This is a genomic window from Halomonas sp. HAL1 (genome assembly GCF_030544485.1).
GTDB classification, from domain to species: Bacteria; Pseudomonadota; Gammaproteobacteria; order Pseudomonadales; family Halomonadaceae; genus Vreelandella; species Vreelandella arctica.
Genome location: NZ_CP130610.1, coordinates 590,164 through 610,438 on the forward strand (window position 1 = coordinate 590,164; position 20,275 = coordinate 610,438).

A 20,275-nucleotide genomic window follows, 5' to 3' on the forward strand; every position below is an offset into this window, starting at 1 on the left:
TGACGAGACTTTAGCGGCGTTGCGCTTTGGGTGTCAACGTTGAGATATTTTTAGGTTTACGGTGGTGTTGGAAATATTCGTCAAAGGACGCCGTGCTCATTTATACTCTGCGCCCTTTTTCACTCTTAGTTTCCCCCACTCTTTGGAGCGCGGATGTCTGCTTTTAAAAGCTCTGCTGATGAGAGTGCTTTGAACGATCACTCTATTGATCATGACACCGTAAATCATTACTCAGCTGCTGAGCATCCGCGCCCGCCCAGGCGTGAATTCAAAGCGCGCGGCAGTTTTGTCACGCGCTGTGAAGGGTGCAATTTACCGGTGCTTAATTGTTTGTGCCCCTATCAAGTGAAGGCGGAAAGCGTCGCTCAGGTATGGCTGTTAACGCATTCGATCGAGCACTACAAACCGACGAATACCGGTCGCTTGATTGGTGATGTGCTTAGCGAGACGCGAATCTTTACCTGGTACCGTACGGCGCCGGATGCGCAGCTGGCAGCGCTGTTGAAAGACCCTCGCTATGCTCCCTTTGTGATTTTTCCCGATGACCAGCCCGACTACGCGGATCGGGTGGTGGGTATCGAAGCGGTGCATGCGGCGAAAGCGCAGACGCGCATTCCGGTATTTATCATTCTGGATGGCACCTGGCGTCAGGCGCGGCGCATGTTCCGTAAAAGTGCCTATCTGGATGCATTGCCTGTGCTGCCATTGAGAACCGAGCGGGAGACGCGTTATCGGCTGCGCAAACCGGCGTCAAAATCGCACCTCTGTACTGCGGAAGTGGCTATCGAGCTGCTGCGACAGGGCGGGGATACGGTCGCTGCGGATGTGCTGGATGATTACTTTGAGGTGTTTAACGATAGCTACGCGGCGAGCCGTCTGCATCACAGAATCGCCTCACCGACCGCGGCGATGCGGCGCCTATTAGCTCAGCAAGAAGCAGCGCCCATAGAAATATGAGCGCTGCGAGGGTCGTTTTACGCGCTGCCACTGCCAAACAGGGCACCGGCGATTCTGAACCCAGCTACCCAGGTACCCACCGCGGAGCCTAGCGTGGCGAGAATAAACACCAGCAGGGTGCGCGATACGCGGTTTTGCCACCAGCCTTTTAATTGCGTCACATCGTGGCGCAGCGATGAAAAATCGCGCACTTTGGGTTTGCGCATATACAGCTCAACCCCGGCGGCCACAAAGCCCGCGCCGATGGTGGGGTTCAGCGAGGTGAGCGGGGCGGCAAAGAAGGTGGCAATCACGGTAACGGGGTGTGCCAGGGCGATAATCGTCGCTCCGCCAGAGAGAATGCCGTTAATCAAGAACCACTCAAGCACCAGCTGCCAGCCCAGGCCGGTATTGCGCGAGAAGCCAATCGCAAAGCCGGTGAGCACTAACGCGGTAATCAGCCAGGGCAGCGCCTTCCAAATTTTGGACGGTGGCGGGGTGGCCTCCAATGATTCGCGCTCTACTTTTGGGTCGGCGGGCAGCGGTGCTTCCAAGTGTTCGCCGGTGCCTTTTAAGTGGCCTGCACCGATCACCACCAGCACGTGCTGGTAGCGCCCCGGCGGCGCCTCTTCGGCTAACCGTAGCGCCATGTAGCGGTCACGCTCGCGAATCAGCGGCGTATACAGCGCTTCGGATTCGGCGGCAAACTCGCTGAAGGTGGCTTCCAGCATATCGCCTTCTTTGAGTTTTTCGATATCCTCTTTGGAAACGTCCTGACGCGAAAGCACGCTGCCGATAAGCCCTGAAAAGAGCGAAAAGCGCTGCCACCAGGGCACGTTGCGGTAGATGCGCTTTAGCGTTACGCCTACATCGCGGTCGACCAGCAGCAGTGGCAGTTGGAGACGGCTGGCCTCTTCAACGGCGGCGCGCATCTCAGCCCCTGGCTGAATGCCGGATTGATCGGCAATACGCTGTTGAAAGGCGCCAAGCGCTAAGCTCGCCGCGACCATGCCCGCTTTGCCTTCCCGGAACACTTGAAACAGGTCCTGTTCGCCCATGGCATCCGGATTCGACATGCTCTGGTGACGGGCATCGCAAAGCTCGATGGCCACCGCATCAAAGGCGCCGCTATCTATCAGTTTGCGCACATCGTCGGCACTTTCCGCCGACACATGAGCCGTACCCAACAGCGTGTAGCGGGTTTCACCGATAGTGAAGGTTTTTAACGGCCCGCTAGTGGCCGGGAGTGAAGTCGGGGTTGCCGTCAGTGGCCCGCTCTCTTCCTGAGAAGCTTCTTGGTGAGACGTATCATCTTGGTTCATTTACAGCTCTCAAATCGATCAATAAGGGGTCAGGCGTGAAGTGCTTAACGCCGCCAGAAGGCGGGTGTGAATAGCACGAGCACCGTAAAAATTTCCAGCCGCCCGAGCAGCATGGCGAGTACCAGAATCCATTTTGCTAGCGTGGGCATCTCACCATAGTGGGTGCTTGCTTCCCCCAGCGCTGGGCCTAGGTTGTTGAGTGCTGACCCCACCGTGGACCAAGCCGTTACCTGATCAACCCCAGTCGCCATCACCCCAACCAACATTATAAAGAACAGCAACATGTAAACTGAAAAGAACCCCCATACCGCTTGGGCAATGCTGTCGGGCACGCTGACTTTGCCCACTTTGACCGCAATCACCGCATTGGGGTGGATCAGCCGCATAATCTCACGCATGCCCTGTTTAAGGATCAAGATAATCCGAATGACCTTCATGCCGCCACCGGTAGAACCGGAGCAGCCACCGACGAACGCCGCGACAAACAGCAGAAAGGGTAGGGCGCCAGGCCACATGGAGAAGTCGGCGACACTATAACCCGCCGTGGTGGCGACCGAGACGACTTGGAAAACCCCATGGCGCAGCCCGCGCAGTGTGTCATAGGTATTGGTTAACCACAGCGACAATACGGTGATCACAGACAAGGCGAGCAGAAACAGCATCAAAAAACGTGCTTCGGGGTCATGAAAATAGTGCATCAGGCTCTTTTCACGCCAAGCGATGAAATGCAGGCTAAAACTGAACGCAGAAATAAGCATGAAGGCGATGCAGATCATTTCAATCGTGGCGCTATCAAAATAGCCGATACTGGCGTCATAGGTAGAAAACCCGCCGTTGGCGACGGTCGAAAAGCTATGACTTAACGCATCGAACCAGCTCATGCCCGCTAACATATAGGCGATCATGCAGGCGAGGGTGAGCGTGGCGTAGATATACCACAGTGCCTTGGCGGTTTCGGTAATACGTGGGGTGAGCTTGGAGTCTTTCAGCGGCCCCGGTATTTCGGTGCGATAAAGGGCCATGCCACCAACCCCTAGAGTGGGCAAAATGGCGACGGCCAATACGACGATCCCCATGCCGCCCAGCCACTGGAGCTGCTGGCGGTAGTAGAGAATCGATTCGGGTAAAAAGTCGATGCCGGTAATCACGGTAGCGCCGGTAGTGGTTAAACCGGAGAACGATTCAAATACCGCATCGGTAATATTCAGCGAGCCTTCGCCGAATAGCATTAGCGGCAGCGAGCCAAATAGCGCCAGCACCGTCCAGAACATCGCGGCGATAATAAAGCCATCGCGGATACGCAGCTCTTTTTGCGCGCGGCGGTTAGGCAGGTAAAGGAGCAGTCCGGTCACCACCGAAATTGCAATGCCGCTAATAAAGGCACTCCATACGCCGTCGCGAAACCAGAGTGAAATCAGCGTTGGAGGAAGCATAGTCAGGCTGAATAGCATCAGCAACAGCCCTAAAATGCGCAAAATAACCCGCAGACTCATGGTTGTCGCATGCTCCTGTTATTGGCTGCCAGCGGCAGTGGTTCGGGGGTTATCAAAAGAACGTGAGACCGACTTGGAACAAGCGCTCTACGTCTCGGATGCGGCGCTTGTCGATCACAAACAGAATCACGTGGTCGCCGCTCTCAACCATCACATCGCCGTGGGCAATGATGACCTCTTTACCGCGCACAATCGCGCCGATGGTGGTGCCCTCGGGCAGACCGATCTCGCGGATAGTACGGCCGACCACTTTGGAGGACTGCTTGTCACCGTGGGCAATCGCTTCGATGGCCTCGGCGGCGCCCCGGCGCAGCGAATGCACGTTGACGATGTCGCCGCGGCGTACGTGAGTCAGCAGGCTGCCGATGGTCGCCTGTTGGGGCGAAATGGCGATATCAATCTCGCCACCCTGCACTAGGTCTACATAAGCGGCGTTGTTAATCAGCGTCAGCACCTTCTTGGCGCCTAAACGCTTGGCGAGCAGCGACGACATGATATTAACCTCGTCGTCGTTGGTCAGCGCGCAGAAGATATCGCACTCTTCGATGTTCTCTTCTTCCAGCAGGCGCTTGCTGGTGGCGCTGCCGTGGAGTACCACGGTGCGATCCAGCCGCTCGGAAAGCGTGGTGCAGCGCTCCAGGTTGTGCTCGATGATCTTGACCTGGTGGCTATGCTCTAAATGCTCCGCCAGCCGCTCGCCGATATTACCGCCCCCAGCAATGACGACGCGGCGGAAATCTCGCTCGACCCGGCGCAGTTCGCTCATGACCGCGCGAATGTCGCGGCGAGCGGCCAGGAAGAAAACCTCGTCATCGGCTTCGATCACTGTGTCGCCGCGGGGAATAATCGGTCGGCTACGGCGATAGATGGCGGCCACGCGGGTATCCACGTTGGGCATATGGCGGCGCAGAAAGGCTAAATCCTGACCCACCAGCGGGCCGCCGTAGAAGGCTTTCACGGCTACCAGCTGCACCAGGCCACCGGCAAACTCCAATACCTGCAATGCGCCGGGGTGCTCAATCAAGCGGCGCACGTGGTCGGTGACCACCTGCTCGGGGCTGATCAGCACGTCGATGGGAATCGCTTCGTGGGCGAATAGCCCTTTGCGGGTCAGGTAAGCCGTCGCGCGCACCCGGGCAATTTTGGTTGGGGTGCGAAACAGCGTATGGGCGACCTGGCAGGCAATCATGTTAATTTCATCGCTGTTAGTGACGGCGATCAACATATCGGCGTCTTCGCAGCCTGCTTGGCGCAGCACAATAGGGTAAGAGCCCGCGCCGGTCACGGTGCGGATATCGAGTTTGGTGTGTAGGTCACGCAGTTTTTTGGCGTCAGTATCAACGACGGTGATGTCGTTCTCCTCGCGAGCGAGGTGTTCAGCCAGGGTGCCGCCGACTTGGCCGGCGCCGAGAATGATGATTTTCATTGCTGAGCATCGGTTCCATTAAAAGCGCCAGCGCGATGTCGCTAAGACCAGGAGGCAGTCTTAAGACCCAGTCCTGACGTTCAAGACGTAAACTTTCATTCAGGAGCGTCTATCATGCGCTGCAATAAAGACGGCGGCCAGTGTAAACCAGCCGCCGCTGAAAAGCAGGTGAGGATTATTCTAGCGTAAAGCCGACTTTGACCGTGACCTGCCAGTGGGCCACTTGGCCATCTTCAATGTGGCCACGGGTGTCGACCACTTCTAGCCAACGCATGTGCTTAATCGTTTCTGATGCTTTGGCCAATGCATTCTGTACCGCTTCTTCAATACCTTTCTCGGAAGATCCGGTCAGTTCTACATGCTTGTAGGTGTGATGACTCATAATGTCTCCTTCCTTGTCATAAATTCACTGCCCCGGCATCAGTCAACGCCTAGGCAGACCGCTTCTCTAGTCTGGCATAAAAAAAGCCATCGTGACTGCTCTGCGCCGGAAACAATTGGCGCCCTGCACCGCTGGGAATGCCCCAGGCAACGTCGTTAGGCGTGGTGACATGAGCGTCAGGCGTGCGGGCAAGAAACGCCTCAATCTGCTCACTGTTCTCTTCCGGCAGTACCGAGCAGGTGGCGTAGAGCAGGGTGCCGCCTTCGCGCAGCATTGACCACAAATTATCCAACAGCTGGCGTTGAAGCTTGGCCAGCGGGCGAATATCGTCTTTACGGCGCAGCTTTTTGATATCCGGGTGGCGTCGAATCACGCCGGTACCCGAGCAAGGGGCATCAAGCAGAATGGCATCAAACGGTGTGCCGCTCCACCAGTCGCGCTCGGTGGCATCGGCATGCTGAAGAACGGCCTCTACGCCTAGTCGGTTAAGAGTGTCTTCCACCCGTGCCAGGCGCTGATTATCGCTATCGATCGCGGTTAGGTTGATGTCGAATTGTTCGAGCAAATGGGCGGTTTTGCCGCCGGGCGCGCAGCAAGCATCCAAAACGTGCGCGCCTGGCCGTGGCGCGAGCACCGGGCCTAGCAACACCGCCGAGAGCTGAGCGGCCTCGTCCTGAACGCTGACATGCCCCTCTTCAAAGCCAGGCAGCGACATCACATCGCAGGGTGTTTCCAGCGTGATGGCGTCTGGTGCGTGAGGGCACAGGTGGCCACTTAGCCCTTGCTCGGTGAGCAGCGACAGGTAGGCTTCACGATCATTGTGGTGCTGGTTCACCCTCAATGTCATCGGGCCTGCGTGGTTGTTGGCTTCAATAATAGCGCGCCACTGCTCCGGCCACGCCTGACGCAAGGCATTGAGTAGCCACGGCGGGTGCTCTAGCGCGACGCTCTCATCCCGATCTACCTGGGCCTGGAGCGCCTCGGATTCGCGCTGCAGGCGACGCAGGCAGCCGTTGAGCACGCGGGTGGCCCACTCTTTGTTCAGTAAGCGCGCAGCGCCCGCGGTTTCGCCTACCGCCGCGTGTGCGGGGATGCGCATATAGAGCAGTTGATAGATACCCACCAGCAGCAGCGCCTGAACATCGCTGTCGCGCTTCTTAAACGGTTGCTTAAGCAACACGCCCGCTAACGCTTCAAGACGCGGTAAGCGACGGCAGGTACCGAAGCAGAGCTCTTTGAGCAGCCCGCGGTCGCGGGCAACGACGCTGTGCTCGTCCAACCCCGCCAGTGAGCCTTGGTCGCTGAGTACCGGGGCCAGCGCGCGGGCCGCAGCAGCGCGTACTTCCTGACCACTGCCACCGCTTTGAGGGGAGCGCTTTTGGCTCATGGTGTTTCTCCTTCGCTGGCCTGAGCCGCAGAACTTTCAAAATGAGCACCAAGACGAGCACCAAGACGAGTGCCGGTGGCAAGGCGCGCGTGGCGCGCATTTAGTAGCTCTCGCACGGCCATGGCTTTACCGCCGGGCAGCTGTGCACTGGTGATACACAATACTTCGCGCCCGTCGGTGCCGCAGGCAATGCGTAGATGATCGTCGCCATGCTCAAGCAGCGTGCCTGGGGCGCTTGGTGGCTGCTCGCCGTCTTCTACGTTCGCCATCAGCAAACGTAGACGATCATCACCCAGCGCGCACCAGGCCACCGGCCAGGGGTTGAAAGCGCGAATTTTGCAGGCGAGTTGCTGCGCGGGCTGAGTGAAATCGAGCTCGGCTTCCGCTTTGCTGAGTTTGGCAGCGTAGGTCACACCTTCGTCCGGCTGAGGTGTGGCGTGAGCGGCGCCGATGGCCAGTGCGTCCAGTGTATTGATCAGCGCATTGGCGCCTTGAAGGGCGAGGCGGTCATGCAAATCGCCGCCGGTGGTGCTTAGCGTAATCGGCGTGCGTACTTCTGAAAGCATTGCGCCGGTGTCCAAGCCAGCGTCCATCTGCATGATGGTCACCCCCGATACGCTATCGTCCGCTTCGATTGCCCGCTGGATGGGGGCAGCGCCGCGCCAGCGGGGCAGTAGCGAGGCGTGCACGTTCACGCAGCCTAAGCGCGGTATATCCAACACGGCCTGGGGAAGCAGCAGCCCGTAGGCGACAACGACCATGATGTCCGCATTAAGCGCGGCCAGCTCGGCCTGGGTATCGGGCTCTTTTAGCGACTGGCGCTGATAAACGGGCAGACCGTGCTCCAGCGCCAGCTCTTTGACTGGACTGGGCGTGAGTTTGCGCCCGCGCCCAGCGGGTCGGTCGGGCTGGGTATACACCGCGACCACCTCATGCTGGCTTTCCAGCAGCGTTGCAAGACTAGAGGCGGCGAATTCAGGCGTGCCGGCAAAAACAACGCGCAATCGTGACATAAGTTGAGGGCTACCTGGCGTATCTGGAATGTAAGTAGGAAAAGAGATCGGTAGAAAAGGGCTTAGGCGTCCTGGATCTGCTTATGGCGTTTCTGCATCTTCTTGAGGATGCGGTCACGCTTGAGCGGCGACAGGTAGTCAACAAAGAGCACGCCTTCGAGGTGGTCGTACTCATGCTGAATACAGTGCGCCAGCAGGCCTTCCGCCTCTAACTCGTAGGCATCGCCATTGCGATCAAGCGCGTTGAGCTGCACTTTCAGAAAGCGCGGCACTTCAGCGTAGTAGTCAGGAATCGACAGGCAGCCTTCTGACAAAGGCTCTTTTTCATCGCCAATCGGGGTATAGCGCGGGTTGATGAGCACCAGCGGCTGGGAGTTATCGTCGCTGACATCCATGACGACAACACGCCGATGAACATCAATCTGCGTCGCGGCGAGACCGATACCACGGGCGTCATACATGGTCTCCAGCATATCGTCGACGAGTTTACGCACTTCATCATCGACGGTTTCCACCGCAGCAGCCTTGGTGCGCAGGCGCTCATCGGGGAATTCAAGAATAGGAAGTTTGGCCATGGCGTTACAATCACCGTTATGCTGAGTCTAAATTAAGTCAAGCTAGGCAGTGACGAGCGTCTTCTCACCTAGGTACTTTATGATGGGTCACTATATCATGCTGTCAACGTTTCTGGGCATGGGTGGCCAAGGCGAGGGGCGTGTTATCAATAATAGAATATTCAAAATGACACACTCACAGGGGAGGGTAGGATGGCGGCGAAAAGACGCGCCTATGGCGGGGCTTTAAGTGGTTTGCTGCTGAGTGCAGTGATGCTGGTAAGTTTCGATGCTGCCGCTTGGGAGCGTCTGCGCAGCGATGCGCCCGAGCGCTATCAAGTGGTGTCAGGTGACACGCTTTGGGATATCGCCGGGCGTTTTCTGCACACCCCCTGGCAGTGGCCCCAGCTATGGCAGCATAACCCCCAGATCGCTAACCCGCACTTGATCTACCCAGGTGATGTCCTGGTGCTTAACGACTGCCAGGGTTCCCCCTGTTTATCGCTGGAGCGTGGTCAAAATGTGGTGAAGCTTTCGCCGCAGGTGCGTACCTTGCCTCATCGGGAGGCGATTGCGCCGATTCCCATGGAGGTGGCGCGGGCTTTTTTACGCGAACATCGCGTCGTGGATGATGTTGCTGCGTTGCAGGAGCTGGCTTATGTGGTCGCCGGTAATGATCGCCGCTTGATCAGCGGTGCCGGGGATCGAATCTATGTGCGAGGGGAGGTGCCGCGTCATGGTGAGGTGGGTATCTACCGGCAATCGGAGCCCTATCAGTCGATGAATGGCACACCGCTTGGACTGGAGCTGATCAATGTAGGCGTCGCCCGACATATCAGCAGTGAGGGCGATATTGTCCAGCTTGAAGTCATTAGCTCCCATCAGGAAGTGCGGGTTAACGATATTGTCTTGCCACTGGAAGAGCGCGAGCTGAGCAGTGAGTTTATGCCCCGCGCACCGTTAAACCCGGTTGAAGGGCATATTATTGCCGTACCCGGTGGCGTGCGTTTTATTGGCCGCTACCAAATTGTCGCGTTGGATCTGGGCACCCTGGATGGCTTGCAGGCGGGGCATGTGCTGCGGGTTAATCAGCAGGGTGAGCTGATCAACGACCCACGTACCCAGGAGCTGATGCAACTACCCAGCACCGAGGCAGGCATTGTGATGGTGTTTAAACCCTATGATCACGTTAGCTACGCATTAGTGATGCAGGCATCCCGCGTATTGGAAGTAGGTGATCAAGTAGCGTCACCGGCTAACTAGCGGGCGGCAAACGTGTTGATTAAGGAGGTGGTATGGATGCTCAGGCGTGGCTGGCGGTCAATGCATTACCCGGTATGGGCGCGCTGCGTATTGCACAATTAGTAGCCCGCCAGCCACAGTGGCCAGAAGGGTGGTTGGCAGCATTACCTAGTCGTGCGGCCAGCGAGCTGCGTCTGTGGCTAGAACACCCGGCCCGAAGCCCGTTGCAAAAGGTCATTGATGAGACCCAGGTGTGGCAGCAAAGCGGCGCAAACCGGCACCTGCTGCATCGTGACCACCCCGCTTGGCCTGCACTACTGAATGAGTTGCCCGACCCACCCGTGGTGCTCTGGGCTCAGGGTGATCTTGGTGCGCTGGAAGGCCCCAAACTGGCCATGGTGGGCACCCGCCGCCCGACGGGGGAAGGCACCCACAATGCTCAAACGTTTGCCCGTGACCTGGCCCGCCGCGGCTGGTGCGTGGTGAGTGGCATGGCGCTAGGGGTGGACGGCGTTGCCCAGCGTGCGGCCTTAGCCGCCGGTGGAAGCACGGTGGCGGTACTCGGCTGCGGTGTGGATGTGATCTATCCCGCCTCCCATCGTGATCTTCATGAACAGCTCAGTCGTCTGCCCGGTGGGCTGTTGTTGTCAGAGCACTCGCCTGGAACCGTGGCCCGCCCAGCGTTTTTTCCGCGCCGCAATAGAATTGTCACCGGTCTCGCGCTCGGCACACTGGTGGTCGAAGCTACCGAAAAAAGCGGTTCGTTGGTCAGCGCGCGGCTCACCTTAGAGCAAAACCGCGAGCTGTTCGTGCTGCCGGGTTCGCTGCACAACGTGCAGGCCCGCGGCTGTTTGGCGCTATTAAGGCAAGGTGCAGCTCATCTGGCGTGTAGCGTCGACGATATCATCGCCGATCTTGGCCACTGGGCGGAGGCGTTTATCCCGCCCACGACAGAAGACAAGCCAGCGGAGCAAGCACCTCTTTCCGATAGCTTGTCTGGCGATAGCTTGTCCGCCGAAAGCTTGTCAGACGAAAGCTTGTCAGACGAAAGCTTGCCCGATTCCTTGTTAACGTCATTATCGGCCACGCCAACGCCGATTGATCTCTTGGTGCACACCACCGGTGTGACGGTCAGCGACTGCCAGCAGCGCCTGCTGATGCTTGAACTAGACGGCTGGGTAAGCCAGCAGGCGGGAGGCTGGGTGCGGTTGCCGAGGCCATGATAGGATAACCCCATTAAAGGCATGTTAGCCGTGAGGAGAGACCATGAGTTTGGCGACTGATCTAGCCCCAGCGATTAGCGCGCTGCGTGCCGGGGGAGTGATAGCTTGCCCCACCGAAGCGGTTTGGGGGCTTAGCTGTGATCCCGAAAACGACGAAGCCTTGGCTCACTTGATGCGCATGAAAGAGCGTGACCCGGCTAAAGGGGTCATTCTCGTTGCCGCCAGTATCGAGCAGTTCCAACCCTGGTTGAGTCAACTTCCTCTAGCGCTGCATGCACCTCTCGCGGCAAGCTGGCCAGGCCCCAACACATGGTTAGTACCTGATAATGGCCGCAGCCATGGGCTGGTGCGTGGCGCCCACGAACGTGTGGCGCTGCGTGTCACCGACCACCCGCTGATGAAAGCCCTGTGCGAAGCCTTCGGTGGCCCATTGGTATCGACGTCGGCTAATCGTGCCGGGGAGCCGCCCGCCATGAGTGCCGCTGACATCGCTTCAATCTTTGGCGATGAAGTGGCGTATGTGGTGAAAGGCGAGCTAGGCGGCAATGCCAAACCGAGCACTATCAGGGATTTAGCCACTGGCAAAGTCATGCGTTCTTAGCCGCACTTTGGTTCGCTACTCACCACTGATTAATATTCACCGCTTACTACTCTTCACTCACGATTCACCACCCAGGAGTTACCGTGGCACACGAGCACCTTGATGACGTTAAACGCTACCTTCTTGATCTGCAGGAAAGGCTCTGCGCTGGATTAGCCGAAGCCGATGGGGCTGCCCAGTTCCAAGAAGATAGTTGGGAGCGTGAAGAGGGGGGCGGTGGCCGTTCGCGGGTGATGACTAATGGCGGCGTATTTGAAAAGGGCGGCGTCAACTTTTCACATGTGTATGGCACTCAGCTGCCGCCATCGGCTACCGCCGCGCGCCCTGAACTTACCGGGCGTAGCTTCCACGCGGTGGGCGTTTCCTGGGTGCTGCACCCTGAAAATCCCCATGTTCCCACCAGCCATGGCAACGTGCGCTTCTTTATTGCTGAGAAAGTCGGCGAGCCACCGGTATGGTGGTTTGGCGGCGGTTTCGACTTAACACCGTTTTATCCTGTGATGGAAGATGTCGTCCACTGGCACCGGGTAGCAAAAGCCGCCTGTGACCCCTTTGGCGATGACGTTTACGCCCGCTACAAATCCTGGTGCGACGAGTACTTTTATCTCAAACATCGCGACGAAACCCGCGGCGTGGGCGGGCTGTTTTTCGATGACTTAAATGAAGGCGAGTTTGCCGACTGTTTTGCCATGCAGCGGGCGGTGGGCGACAGCTTCCTAGAGGCTTATTTACCCATCGTGGAGCGCCGCAAGAACGATGCCTGGACCCAACACGAGCGCGAGTTCCAGCTTTACCGCCGAGGCCGCTACGTGGAGTTCAACCTGGTGTGGGATCGCGGTACGCTGTTTGGCCTACAGAGTGGCGGGCGCACGGAGTCCATTTTAATGTCGATGCCCCCCTTGGCGCGCTGGGAGTACGCCTTTGAGCCACAGCCCGGTAGCGCCGAAGCGCGTTTGAGTGACTTTTTACATGCTCGCGACTGGCTCGGTGAATCCGCTGCGGATGCAGGTGAAAGAAAAAGCGGAGAGCTCTCATGACCGATCGTTACTGCGTATTTGGCAACCCCATCAAGCACTCCAAGTCACCGCTGATCCACGCTGAGTTTGCCCATCAAACCCAACAAGCGCTTGAGTACACCGCTGAAGAAGCACCGTTGGATGGCTTTGCAGGCGCGTGGCGCGCCTTTATCGATGCGGGCGGTCGCGGCGCCAATGTCACCGTGCCGTTCAAAGAGGATGCTTTCGCGCTGTGCGATACGTTGAGCCACCGCGCACGGCGGGCGGGCGCGGTCAATACGTTGATTCTTGGCGGCAATGGCCGCACCTACGGCGATACCACCGACGGCATTGGCCTAGTGCGTGACTTGACCTTTCACCGCGTTGCATTAGCCGGAAAACGTATCCTGGTGGTAGGCGCCGGTGGCGCCGTGCGTGGCATTCTGGAACCCTTGCTTGTCGAGCAGCCCAGCGAAGTCGTCGTGGTTAATCGCACTGCCGCCAAGGCCGCGCAACTGGCCAGCGATTTTGTTGATCTGGGAACCGTTCATGGCGGTGGTTTTGACACCGTCAGTGGTGTCTTTGACGTGGTAATTAACGGCACCAGCGCCAGCCTGACGGGGGAGCTACCACCGTTACCTGATACCTTGTTTGCCCCACACGCCTGGGCCTACGACATGATGTATGGGGCCGAACCGACGGTATTTTTACAATGGGCAGGCCCGCGTGGTGCGAAGCTGCTTGACGGCCTAGGTATGCTGGTAGAGCAAGCCGCCGAGTCGTTTTTTCTCTGGCGTAACGTAAGGCCGGATACCGTCCCTGTGCGGGAAATACTGCGCCAATCGCTTAATTATTAATCATTGAGTCTGGTAATCATTGCGCCTGGTTAGTGCAGCGAAAAAAAAACGGGGCGGATAATTTATCCGCCCCGCTTTTTTGATGCTAAAAACGCTTCATTTAGCGCGTTTTATATACAACCCCACCATGCACATCACCAGGCCTACTACCGAGAGCACCATTCCACCGTTGACGAGCAGTGGAGAGCGCTGCAGCCAGGAGACGAACGGCTGCGGTGTGTCAACGCAGACACTCTCGATATAGTTCCAGTGACCGCCGTCTAGCTGGCACGCACGTACATCGTTCAACTCCCAGAAAAAGACGCCCATCAGCACAAACAGCGGCAACACCAGCAGCAGTAACCCTAGTCTAATCATTGAAACCTCAAGAGCCGAATGTCAAACCTCAACGCAAACCGTTAAGGGCGTGGGCAGTTCGGCGTGCGACCATTGTTGCGGGCTTGCTCATAGAGGGCCATCGCTTGATCCATGTTGCCTTGCAGGCCTTCAATGCGTTGACCTTGGCCAGGGTGGGTCGACATCCACTCGGGCGGAGAACCGCCGCCGGTGGCTGCCTGCATATTTTCCCACAGAGTGACGCTCTCACTTGGGTTGAAGCCGGCTTGCGCCATTAGGTCCAGACCAATCACATCGGCCTCGCTTTCATGCGCCCGCGAGAACGGCAGCACGATGCCATACTGTGCGCCCATACCAAGTACGCCCATCAACTGCTGGCCACCGGCGGACTGCATGCTAGAAGTGCTGGAAATCACTGACAGGCCCAATGAGGTAGCGCTCTCGGTAGAGGCGCGTTCATTCGCGTGGTTCGCCAGCACGTGGCCAATCTCATGGCCGATGACGGAAGCCAGCTGGTCTTGTGTGGTCGCGATATCCAGCATGCCAGTGTTGACGCCCATATAGCCGCCGGGTAAGGCGAAGGCATTGGGCTGTTCCGATTCAAATGCGCGAATCTGCCAATCTAGCTGCTGCTGCTCGGCGGGCAATTCCGCGACGATGGCATCGGCAATGCACTGTACATAGCGCTGGCTAGCCTGGTTGGCAGTAGGAAGCTCCTGCTGATATTGAGAAAATGCCTGCCGTCCCATCTCATTAAGCTCACCATCAGAAAGCAGCAATAGCTGCGAACGTCCGGTGGGAGACGTGGTACAAGCGGCGATAGAAGCGCATAGAGCGGTAACGGCGATAGGGCGAAGCCAACGCATGAGACGGTTTCCTTATAGACGAGTGGGTTTCTTGCTCACAAGATAACCGCTGATAACAGTAAATCAATCCCTCCCATCATAACCTACCTGGAGGGTGAGGTTGGAGGCTGAACTGAGCAACCCTCAGCGCTGAGGGACTAGCTGCCCATCGGCACCCACGTTTAGGCGAATCGTGGGCGTCAACAAACCTGCAGGGAGCCGCATACCTAAACCGCGCAGATCGCCTGGCGTAATCGCCAGTTGGCTACCGGGCGGTAGCTCGCCTTGAGACGCCAGCTGACTGGCAAGCTCAAGCATCGGCGCCATTTTTTGGGTGTCGGTTCCCAGCACATCAAAGGCAACTGGCAGGCGTAAATTGGCATCGTCGCCGGAGGTAAGCGTGACATCCTGCTCATAGTTACCCTGCACAGGGTCAACGCCCGGCATATCCAGCGACCAGCGAAAGCCTGACATTTCCACCGGCGGCATGCCAGCAGGTAAGCCAAGGCCCATGGCAATGGTGGCTTGTATGGGCAGGCTGCCCGCGCCCAGGCTGGAAGCAATCAGGCTGGTTAAGTCACTCGTATCTAGCCCGGCATTAATGCTGTAAGGGCCGATGCGCACATCTTCAATGCCCAGCGACGTCACCGCCAAACGAAAGGCAAACAGGCCTGTTTGCGGCAGGGCGAGACAGCCCGTTAACAGGCTGGTTAAGCCCAATAGAATTAGCCAACGGCGAGCAGCATAAAGCATAACGTTCTCCCCCTACGCAGCGCATAAGCAGCATACAAGTAGGGCAGCAAGAGTGGTGATGGGGGTGGGTGATATGGAGTGGGCATGAATGACAGCTGAGTAAAATCGCGGCTATTTGAGGGCCGAAAGCGGGCGCTGTCAAGCGAAACTATTATCGTGAGTGTTACTTGGAAAAGGGGTTAACCAAAACGCCCGCTTGACGGTGCAAACGGGCGAATTTAAATAACCAAGATAGCGAATTAACGACGGCTCTTGCGCGCTTCTTTAGTGCGGTTCAGCTCGCGCTTTTTGGCTTTCTCTTTATCGCTGGCGCCCGCCATGGTGTCAAACGGATTGCTGCCCGAGCGAAACTCAAAGCGAATTGGTGTGCCGCGTACCTTCAATATCTTGCGGAACGTATTGGTGAGATAACGGCGGTATGCTTCAGGCAACGACTCTGTTTGGTTACCGTGGACGACGATAATCGGCGGATTGCTGCCACCCTGGTGAGCCATGCGCAGCTTGATCCGTCGGCCTTGTACCATCGGCGGCGGATTCTGGCTGACGGCATCCTGCAGCAGGGTCGTTAAACGGTTGGTCGACCAGTGAGCATTAGCGGCATCAAAGGCGCGGTCAATCGACGGGTAAAGATCACCCACCGCCGTACCGTGAAGGGCAGAGATAAAGTGGAGCTCGGCGTAATCGGCAAAGCCCAGGCGGCGCTTCACTTCGGCGCGCATCTTGTCCTTGGCTTCGCTCTCCAGGCCGTCCCACTTGTTAACCGCCAGCACCAGTGCGCGCCCGGTGGTTAATACGTAGTCCAGCAGGTGCAAATCCTGCTCCACCAGACCGCTGGAACCATCCAGCACCATGATCACTACATGCGACTCTTTAATCGCATCCAGCGTCTTGATGATGGAGAACTTCTCAGCGATTTCGCTCACGTTTTTACGCCGCCGGATACCCGCGGTGTCAATCAGTACATAAGGCTTGCCGCGGCGCTCGAAGGGGATCTCGATAGCATCACGGGTCGTGCCCGCCTCATCAAAGACCACCACACGGTCTTCGCCCAGCAGGCGATTGACCAGGGTTGATTTACCCACATTGGGACGGCCAATCACGCCGATACGAACGCCTTTGCTGCCGGTGTCGGCAGGGATGCTGGCATCGCGCTCGGGAAACGGTTCAAGTACCACGTCCATCAGCGTAGATACATTGCGCCCGTGGGCAGCGGCAATCGGCCAGGGGTCGCCTAAGCCCAGCGACCAGAAGTCGCCCATCGCCGAGTGCTCTTCCAGCCCGTCGGTTTTATTCACCACCAGCCAAGTTTTTTTCTGATTAACCCGCAGGTGATTAGCAATCGCCTGGTCAGCGGCGATAAGGCCGGCGCGAGCGTCGACCATAAACAGCACAATGTCGGCTTCATCAATGGCAGCAAGCGACTGCTCGGCCATCGCAGCGTCAATACCCTCTTCGTCACCGCTGATACCGCCGGTGTCGATCACCGTATAGACCTTATCGCCCAGCATGCCATTGCCGTACTTGCGGTCGCGAGTGAGGCCGGGAAAGTCGGCCACCAGTGCATCACGCGAGCGCGTTAGGCGGTTAAACAACGTCGATTTGCCCACATTGGGGCGACCGACTAAAGCAATGACGGGTGTCATGGAGTTACTTCCAGGGTTTCCAGGCGACCATTGTTGGCCTGGACATGAATGGTGCTGCCTTCAGTGACCGGGCGAACGGTAATGCCCGAGCTGTGCACGCGAGTGCGTCCTACAATATTGCCTTCACGAGCGTCAATCAGGTGAAGATAACCGTCAAAATCGCCCACGACCAAGCGGCCATCGGCAAAGGCGGGCGCGGTCAACCAGCGGTCTTGCAGGTCGTCATTACGCCAGATTTCACGGCCACTGTTAGCATCTAACGCGACTACTTGGCTGTTATCGGTAACCACAAACAGTAAATCGCCGACCAGGATGGGCGTATGGCGGCTAGACAGGTTTGCTTCCCAGAGTAGATCGCCTTGGGTGGCTTCAAGCGCCACAACGCGGCCATTGTAGCTGGTCACGAACAGGCGGCCATCGGGGCTGATGATCGGCTGGCCGGAAAGATCAACCAGACGCTCAACTTCGCTACGCCCCTGCGGCGTGGCAATCTGCATATCCCATAGCGGTTGGCCACTGCGGTTATCCAGCGTGGCGAGACGGCCATTGGCCAGGCCGACAAAACTAACCGGGTCAATCACCATCGGCGTGCCTGTGCCGCGCAGGGTGAGTGAAGGTTGCGAACTGGTGTATACCCAGCGCTCTTGGCCGCTGGCGCGATCCAAGGCTGTCACGCGGCCATCGACACTTTGCACGACTAGCAGTTGCTGATTGGCCTGAGGCGCGGCAAGCACTTCACTAGAGACCCGTGAACGCCAGCTTTCGCTGCCATCATTTTGGTCCAGCGCAATGACCTCGCCGTTACCGGTCGCCAGATAAACCTGACCGGCAATCGCCGTTAACGCGCTGGAGATGGTGGTATCGAGATCGATTTCCCACTCAACATCGCCACTGTTGGCATTCATGGCCATCACCACCCCTTCGACGTCGGCGGCAAACACAGTATCGCCTTCACGGGCAGGTGCAATGGGGTAGCGAGCGTGGCCTAAGCCATCGCCTACGGTACGCTTCCATTGGGTGTTTAGCGAGGAGGTCTCGTCGAAGCTACGCAGCTCTTTGGGCGTAAAAGCGGGTTCGCCTTTGCTGGCGCAACCGGCCAGCAGTGCCAGCGTCAGTGCACCCACACTTACTCGTGCCAGCTGTTTGGAAATGCCCCGATTAATTACAGTGCTCATAGTCATTGTGTCGCCTCCTCAGCGCCGAGATCGTCAAGCTTGAACTGCACGCCGTAAAGCGGCTGGTCTTGGGTTTGTGACACTTCCATCGCGGTCTCCCAGGCATCACGGGCCGCGTCAGTGTCGCCTTGAGCAGCAAAGGCATCGCCCCGCACATTCGCCCGTTGGGCTGCCAGGGCGTCGCTGATCGGCTCGTCCAGCAGTGCATGTGCCTGAGTGGGGTTGCCATCGGCAAGCTCTACACGTGCTAAGCGCAGCCATGCCAGGCTCTGCACGTAACGGCGAGATGATTCGGCAGCACTTTCAAGCGCGGTACGCGCACCTTCAAGGTCGCCTTGCTGCACCGCTAAGCGAGCATCAAGCAGTAGGGCGAGTTCAGCATAGAGCGTGTCGCCATGCTCGTCGGTCAGTTCGACGACCATTTCACGCGCGCTTGCCAGTTGGTCGTCTTCAAGCTCGTTACCAGCGGTCATATTGACCAACTGCTGGTAACGCATGGAAGCGGCTTCTGACTGACCTTGCTGATAGTTCTGCCAAGCATTCCAGCCGAATACCCCCGCCGCCGCCAGGACAGCGCCTGCAATCAACGACATGCCGTTCTCTTTCCACCAGCGCTTTACCGCGTCTAGCTGCTCTTCTTCGCTTCTCAGCTCCACCACGGGCGGGCTCCTATTTCTCAATGTTCGTAGGCACAAACAGTAGGCAAAAACAGTCGTATGTAGCAGGCACGGCGCCTGCAGGGGTTACGCGAGACGTGGGCTTAAGCGCCAGGGGCTAATAGCTCACGCAGCGTAGACCCTAGTTGGGCTAACGGCACACGCTGCTGTTCGCGGTCATCGCGTAAAAACTTGAGCGTTGCCGACTGCTGTGCAATCTCATCTTCGCCGAGCAGGATCGCCATGGAGGCGGTACTCTTATCGGCTTTTTTGATCCGGCTTTTAAAACTGCCGCCCCCGCAGTGAAGTTGCAGTTGCAGTTCAGGCAGTTCACCGCGCAAATTCTCAGCCAGCGTGATCGCCGCCGTGGTAGCGTTATCGTCCATCGGGAGCACATACACATCGCAGCCGCCGAGCGCACCCTGAGGAATCAGTTCCAGGGTGTCGAGCAGCAGAATCAGCCGCTCAATGCCCATGGCAAAGCCGACAGCAGGCGTAGGTTTGCCGCCCAATTGCTCGACCAAGCCGTCGTAGCGGCCGCCTGCGCAAACAGTACCTTGGCTGCCCAGTGCGGTAGTAGTCCACTCGAACACGGTGCGGCAGTAGTAGTCGAGCCCACGCACTAGGCGGGGATTGATCACATAATCTATACCTGCCGCTTCAAGCATCTTGGTGAGCTGCTCGAAGTGTTCGCGGGATTCCACGTCCAAGTGATCCATCAACTGCGGCGCGGCATCCAGCATTTCGGCCATGGCCGGATTTTTGGAGTCAAGAATGCGCAGCGGGTTGCTGGTTAGGCGGCGTTTGGAGTCTTCATCAAGCACATCATGGTGCTGTTCAAAATAGGCTACCAGCGTGTCGCGATAGGCCGCACGCGCCTCAGATGAGCCCAACGAATTCAGCTCAAGGGTAACGTGCTCCATTAGCCCCAGCTCTTTCCAAAGTCGCGCCGAAAGCAGAATCACCTCAGCGTCGATATCCGGGCCATCAAAACCGAAGGCCTCGACACCAATTTGGTGAAACTGGCGATAGCGGCCCTTTTGCGGGCGCTCGTAACGGAACATGGGACCCTGATACCACAACCGCTGGGTTTGGTTATACAGCAGGCCGTGTTCCATTGCCGCACGCACGCAGCTGGCGGTGCCTTCAGGGCGCAGCGTCAAACTTTCGCTGTTGCGATCGTCGAAGGTGTACATCTCTTTTTCGACAATATCGGTCACTTCGCCAATAGAGCGCGCAAACAGCGCGGTTTGCTCAACAATCGGCGTGCGAATTTCGTTGAAGCCGTAGCGCAGCATGAGCTGGCGTACTTTGGCTTCAAAAAATTGCCAGCGCGGGCTGTCGCTGGGCAATAAGTCGTTCATACCACGGATGGCTTGAATCTTTTTAACGGCGGACTTGCTCAATGAAAACTCCTTATTCTGCCAGTTAGCGCT

The 20,275-nt window shown here is 57.8% G+C and carries 20 protein-coding genes; 6 read left to right on the forward strand and 14 right to left on the reverse strand.

All coding sequences use genetic code 11. The annotated features are described in order from the left end of the window. Positions 1 to 153 precede the first annotated feature (153 nt). Entirely contained in the window at positions 154 to 957 is an 804-nt protein-coding gene (locus Q3Y66_RS02810; RefSeq protein ID WP_008959787.1) for a tRNA-uridine aminocarboxypropyltransferase, read from the forward strand. A 17-nt stretch (positions 958 to 974) separates the two neighbouring features. Here Q3Y66_RS02810 and Q3Y66_RS02815 read toward each other — a convergent pair whose 3' ends face one another. The 7 genes from Q3Y66_RS02815 to def all read right to left on the reverse strand — a co-directional run bounded on the left by Q3Y66_RS02815 (position 975) and on the right by def (position 8,534). Next, a complete protein-coding gene (locus Q3Y66_RS02815) occupies positions 975 to 2,258 on the reverse strand; it encodes a TraB/GumN family protein (protein ID WP_008959786.1) in 1,284 nt (427 codons plus the stop codon). A 44-nt stretch (positions 2,259 to 2,302) separates the two neighbouring features. Beyond that, entirely contained in the window at positions 2,303 to 3,751 is a 1,449-nt protein-coding gene (locus Q3Y66_RS02820; RefSeq protein WP_008959785.1) for a TrkH family potassium uptake protein, read from the reverse strand. A gap of 52 nt (positions 3,752 to 3,803) precedes the next feature. Continuing rightward, entirely contained in the window at positions 3,804 to 5,177 is a 1,374-nt protein-coding gene (gene trkA / locus Q3Y66_RS02825; protein WP_008959784.1) for a Trk system potassium transporter TrkA, read from the reverse strand. A gap of 175 nt (positions 5,178 to 5,352) precedes the next feature. Continuing rightward, positions 5,353 to 5,559 carry a dodecin gene (locus Q3Y66_RS02830; protein WP_008959783.1) on the reverse strand — a complete coding sequence of 69 codons (207 nt, stop codon included), beginning with the start codon at positions 5,557 to 5,559 and terminating at the stop codon, positions 5,353 to 5,355. 49 nt (positions 5,560 to 5,608) lie between these two features. Next, complete coding sequence (gene rsmB / locus Q3Y66_RS02835; protein WP_008959782.1) at positions 5,609 to 6,946, reverse strand: 16S rRNA (cytosine(967)-C(5))-methyltransferase RsmB; 1,338 nt, start codon at positions 6,944 to 6,946, stop codon at positions 5,609 to 5,611. Then, positions 6,943 to 7,959, reverse strand: a complete 1,017-nt coding sequence (gene fmt / locus Q3Y66_RS02840; protein ID WP_008959781.1) for a methionyl-tRNA formyltransferase — start codon at positions 7,957 to 7,959, stop codon at positions 6,943 to 6,945. Before fmt ends, rsmB begins: the two co-directional genes overlap by 4 nt. Positions 7,960 to 8,021: 62 nt before the next feature. Next, on the reverse strand, positions 8,022 to 8,534 hold the full coding sequence (gene def / locus Q3Y66_RS02845; RefSeq protein ID WP_008959780.1) for a peptide deformylase: 513 nt from the start codon (positions 8,532 to 8,534) through the stop codon (positions 8,022 to 8,024). 192 nt (positions 8,535 to 8,726) lie between these two features. Here def and Q3Y66_RS02850 point away from each other — a divergent pair, with 192 nt between their 5' ends. The 5 genes from Q3Y66_RS02850 (at position 8,727) to aroE (ending at position 13,431) form a co-directional block, all read left to right on the forward strand. Then, on the forward strand, positions 8,727 to 9,776 hold the full coding sequence (locus Q3Y66_RS02850; protein WP_008959779.1) for a LysM peptidoglycan-binding domain-containing protein: 1,050 nt from the start codon (positions 8,727 to 8,729) through the stop codon (positions 9,774 to 9,776). A gap of 32 nt (positions 9,777 to 9,808) precedes the next feature. Beyond that, the gene (gene dprA, locus Q3Y66_RS02855) at positions 9,809 to 10,978 is read left to right on the forward strand and encodes a DNA-processing protein DprA (RefSeq protein ID WP_008959778.1); all 1,170 of its coding nucleotides are present in this window, start codon (positions 9,809 to 9,811) and stop codon (positions 10,976 to 10,978) included. A gap of 43 nt (positions 10,979 to 11,021) precedes the next feature. Then, the gene (locus tag Q3Y66_RS02860) at positions 11,022 to 11,579 is read left to right on the forward strand and encodes an L-threonylcarbamoyladenylate synthase (RefSeq protein ID WP_008959777.1); all 558 of its coding nucleotides are present in this window, start codon (positions 11,022 to 11,024) and stop codon (positions 11,577 to 11,579) included. An 83-nt stretch (positions 11,580 to 11,662) separates the two neighbouring features. After that, the gene (gene hemF, locus Q3Y66_RS02865) at positions 11,663 to 12,616 is read left to right on the forward strand and encodes an oxygen-dependent coproporphyrinogen oxidase (protein ID WP_008959776.1); all 954 of its coding nucleotides are present in this window, start codon (positions 11,663 to 11,665) and stop codon (positions 12,614 to 12,616) included. Continuing rightward, positions 12,613 to 13,431: a shikimate dehydrogenase gene (gene aroE, locus Q3Y66_RS02870; protein WP_008959775.1), complete on the forward strand. Its 819-nt coding sequence runs from the start codon at positions 12,613 to 12,615 to the stop codon at positions 13,429 to 13,431. Before hemF ends, aroE begins: the two co-directional genes overlap by 4 nt. Before the next feature lie 96 nt (positions 13,432 to 13,527). Here the strand turns inward: aroE and Q3Y66_RS02875 are convergent, their stop codons facing one another. The 7 genes from Q3Y66_RS02875 to hisS all read right to left on the reverse strand — a co-directional run bounded on the left by Q3Y66_RS02875 (position 13,528) and on the right by hisS (position 20,245). Continuing rightward, positions 13,528 to 13,788 carry a hypothetical protein gene (locus tag Q3Y66_RS02875; RefSeq protein ID WP_008959774.1) on the reverse strand — a complete coding sequence of 87 codons (261 nt, stop codon included), beginning with the start codon at positions 13,786 to 13,788 and terminating at the stop codon, positions 13,528 to 13,530. Positions 13,789 to 13,829: 41 nt separating this feature from the next. After that, positions 13,830 to 14,633 carry a M48 family metallopeptidase gene (locus Q3Y66_RS02880; RefSeq protein WP_008959773.1) on the reverse strand — a complete coding sequence of 268 codons (804 nt, stop codon included), beginning with the start codon at positions 14,631 to 14,633 and terminating at the stop codon, positions 13,830 to 13,832. 123 nt (positions 14,634 to 14,756) lie between these two features. Further along, positions 14,757 to 15,365, reverse strand: coding sequence for a hypothetical protein (locus tag Q3Y66_RS02885; RefSeq protein ID WP_008959772.1), 609 nt, complete (start codon positions 15,363 to 15,365; stop codon positions 14,757 to 14,759). 239 nt (positions 15,366 to 15,604) lie between these two features. Next, positions 15,605 to 17,008, reverse strand: a complete 1,404-nt coding sequence (der, locus tag Q3Y66_RS02890) for a ribosome biogenesis GTPase Der (RefSeq protein ID WP_008959771.1) — start codon at positions 17,006 to 17,008, stop codon at positions 15,605 to 15,607. Continuing rightward, entirely contained in the window at positions 17,005 to 18,183 is a 1,179-nt protein-coding gene (gene bamB / locus Q3Y66_RS02895) for an outer membrane protein assembly factor BamB (RefSeq protein WP_139041607.1), read from the reverse strand. Before bamB ends, der begins: the two co-directional genes overlap by 4 nt. 2 nt (positions 18,184 to 18,185) lie before the next feature. Next, complete coding sequence (locus Q3Y66_RS02900; RefSeq protein WP_008959769.1) at positions 18,186 to 18,842, reverse strand: tetratricopeptide repeat protein; 657 nt, start codon at positions 18,840 to 18,842, stop codon at positions 18,186 to 18,188. Positions 18,843 to 18,943: 101 nt separating this feature from the next. Next, positions 18,944 to 20,245 (reverse strand): histidine--tRNA ligase, encoded by a 1,302-nt coding sequence (hisS, locus tag Q3Y66_RS02905; protein ID WP_008959768.1) that lies wholly within the window; start codon positions 20,243 to 20,245, stop codon positions 18,944 to 18,946. Positions 20,246 to 20,275 lie beyond the last annotated feature (30 nt).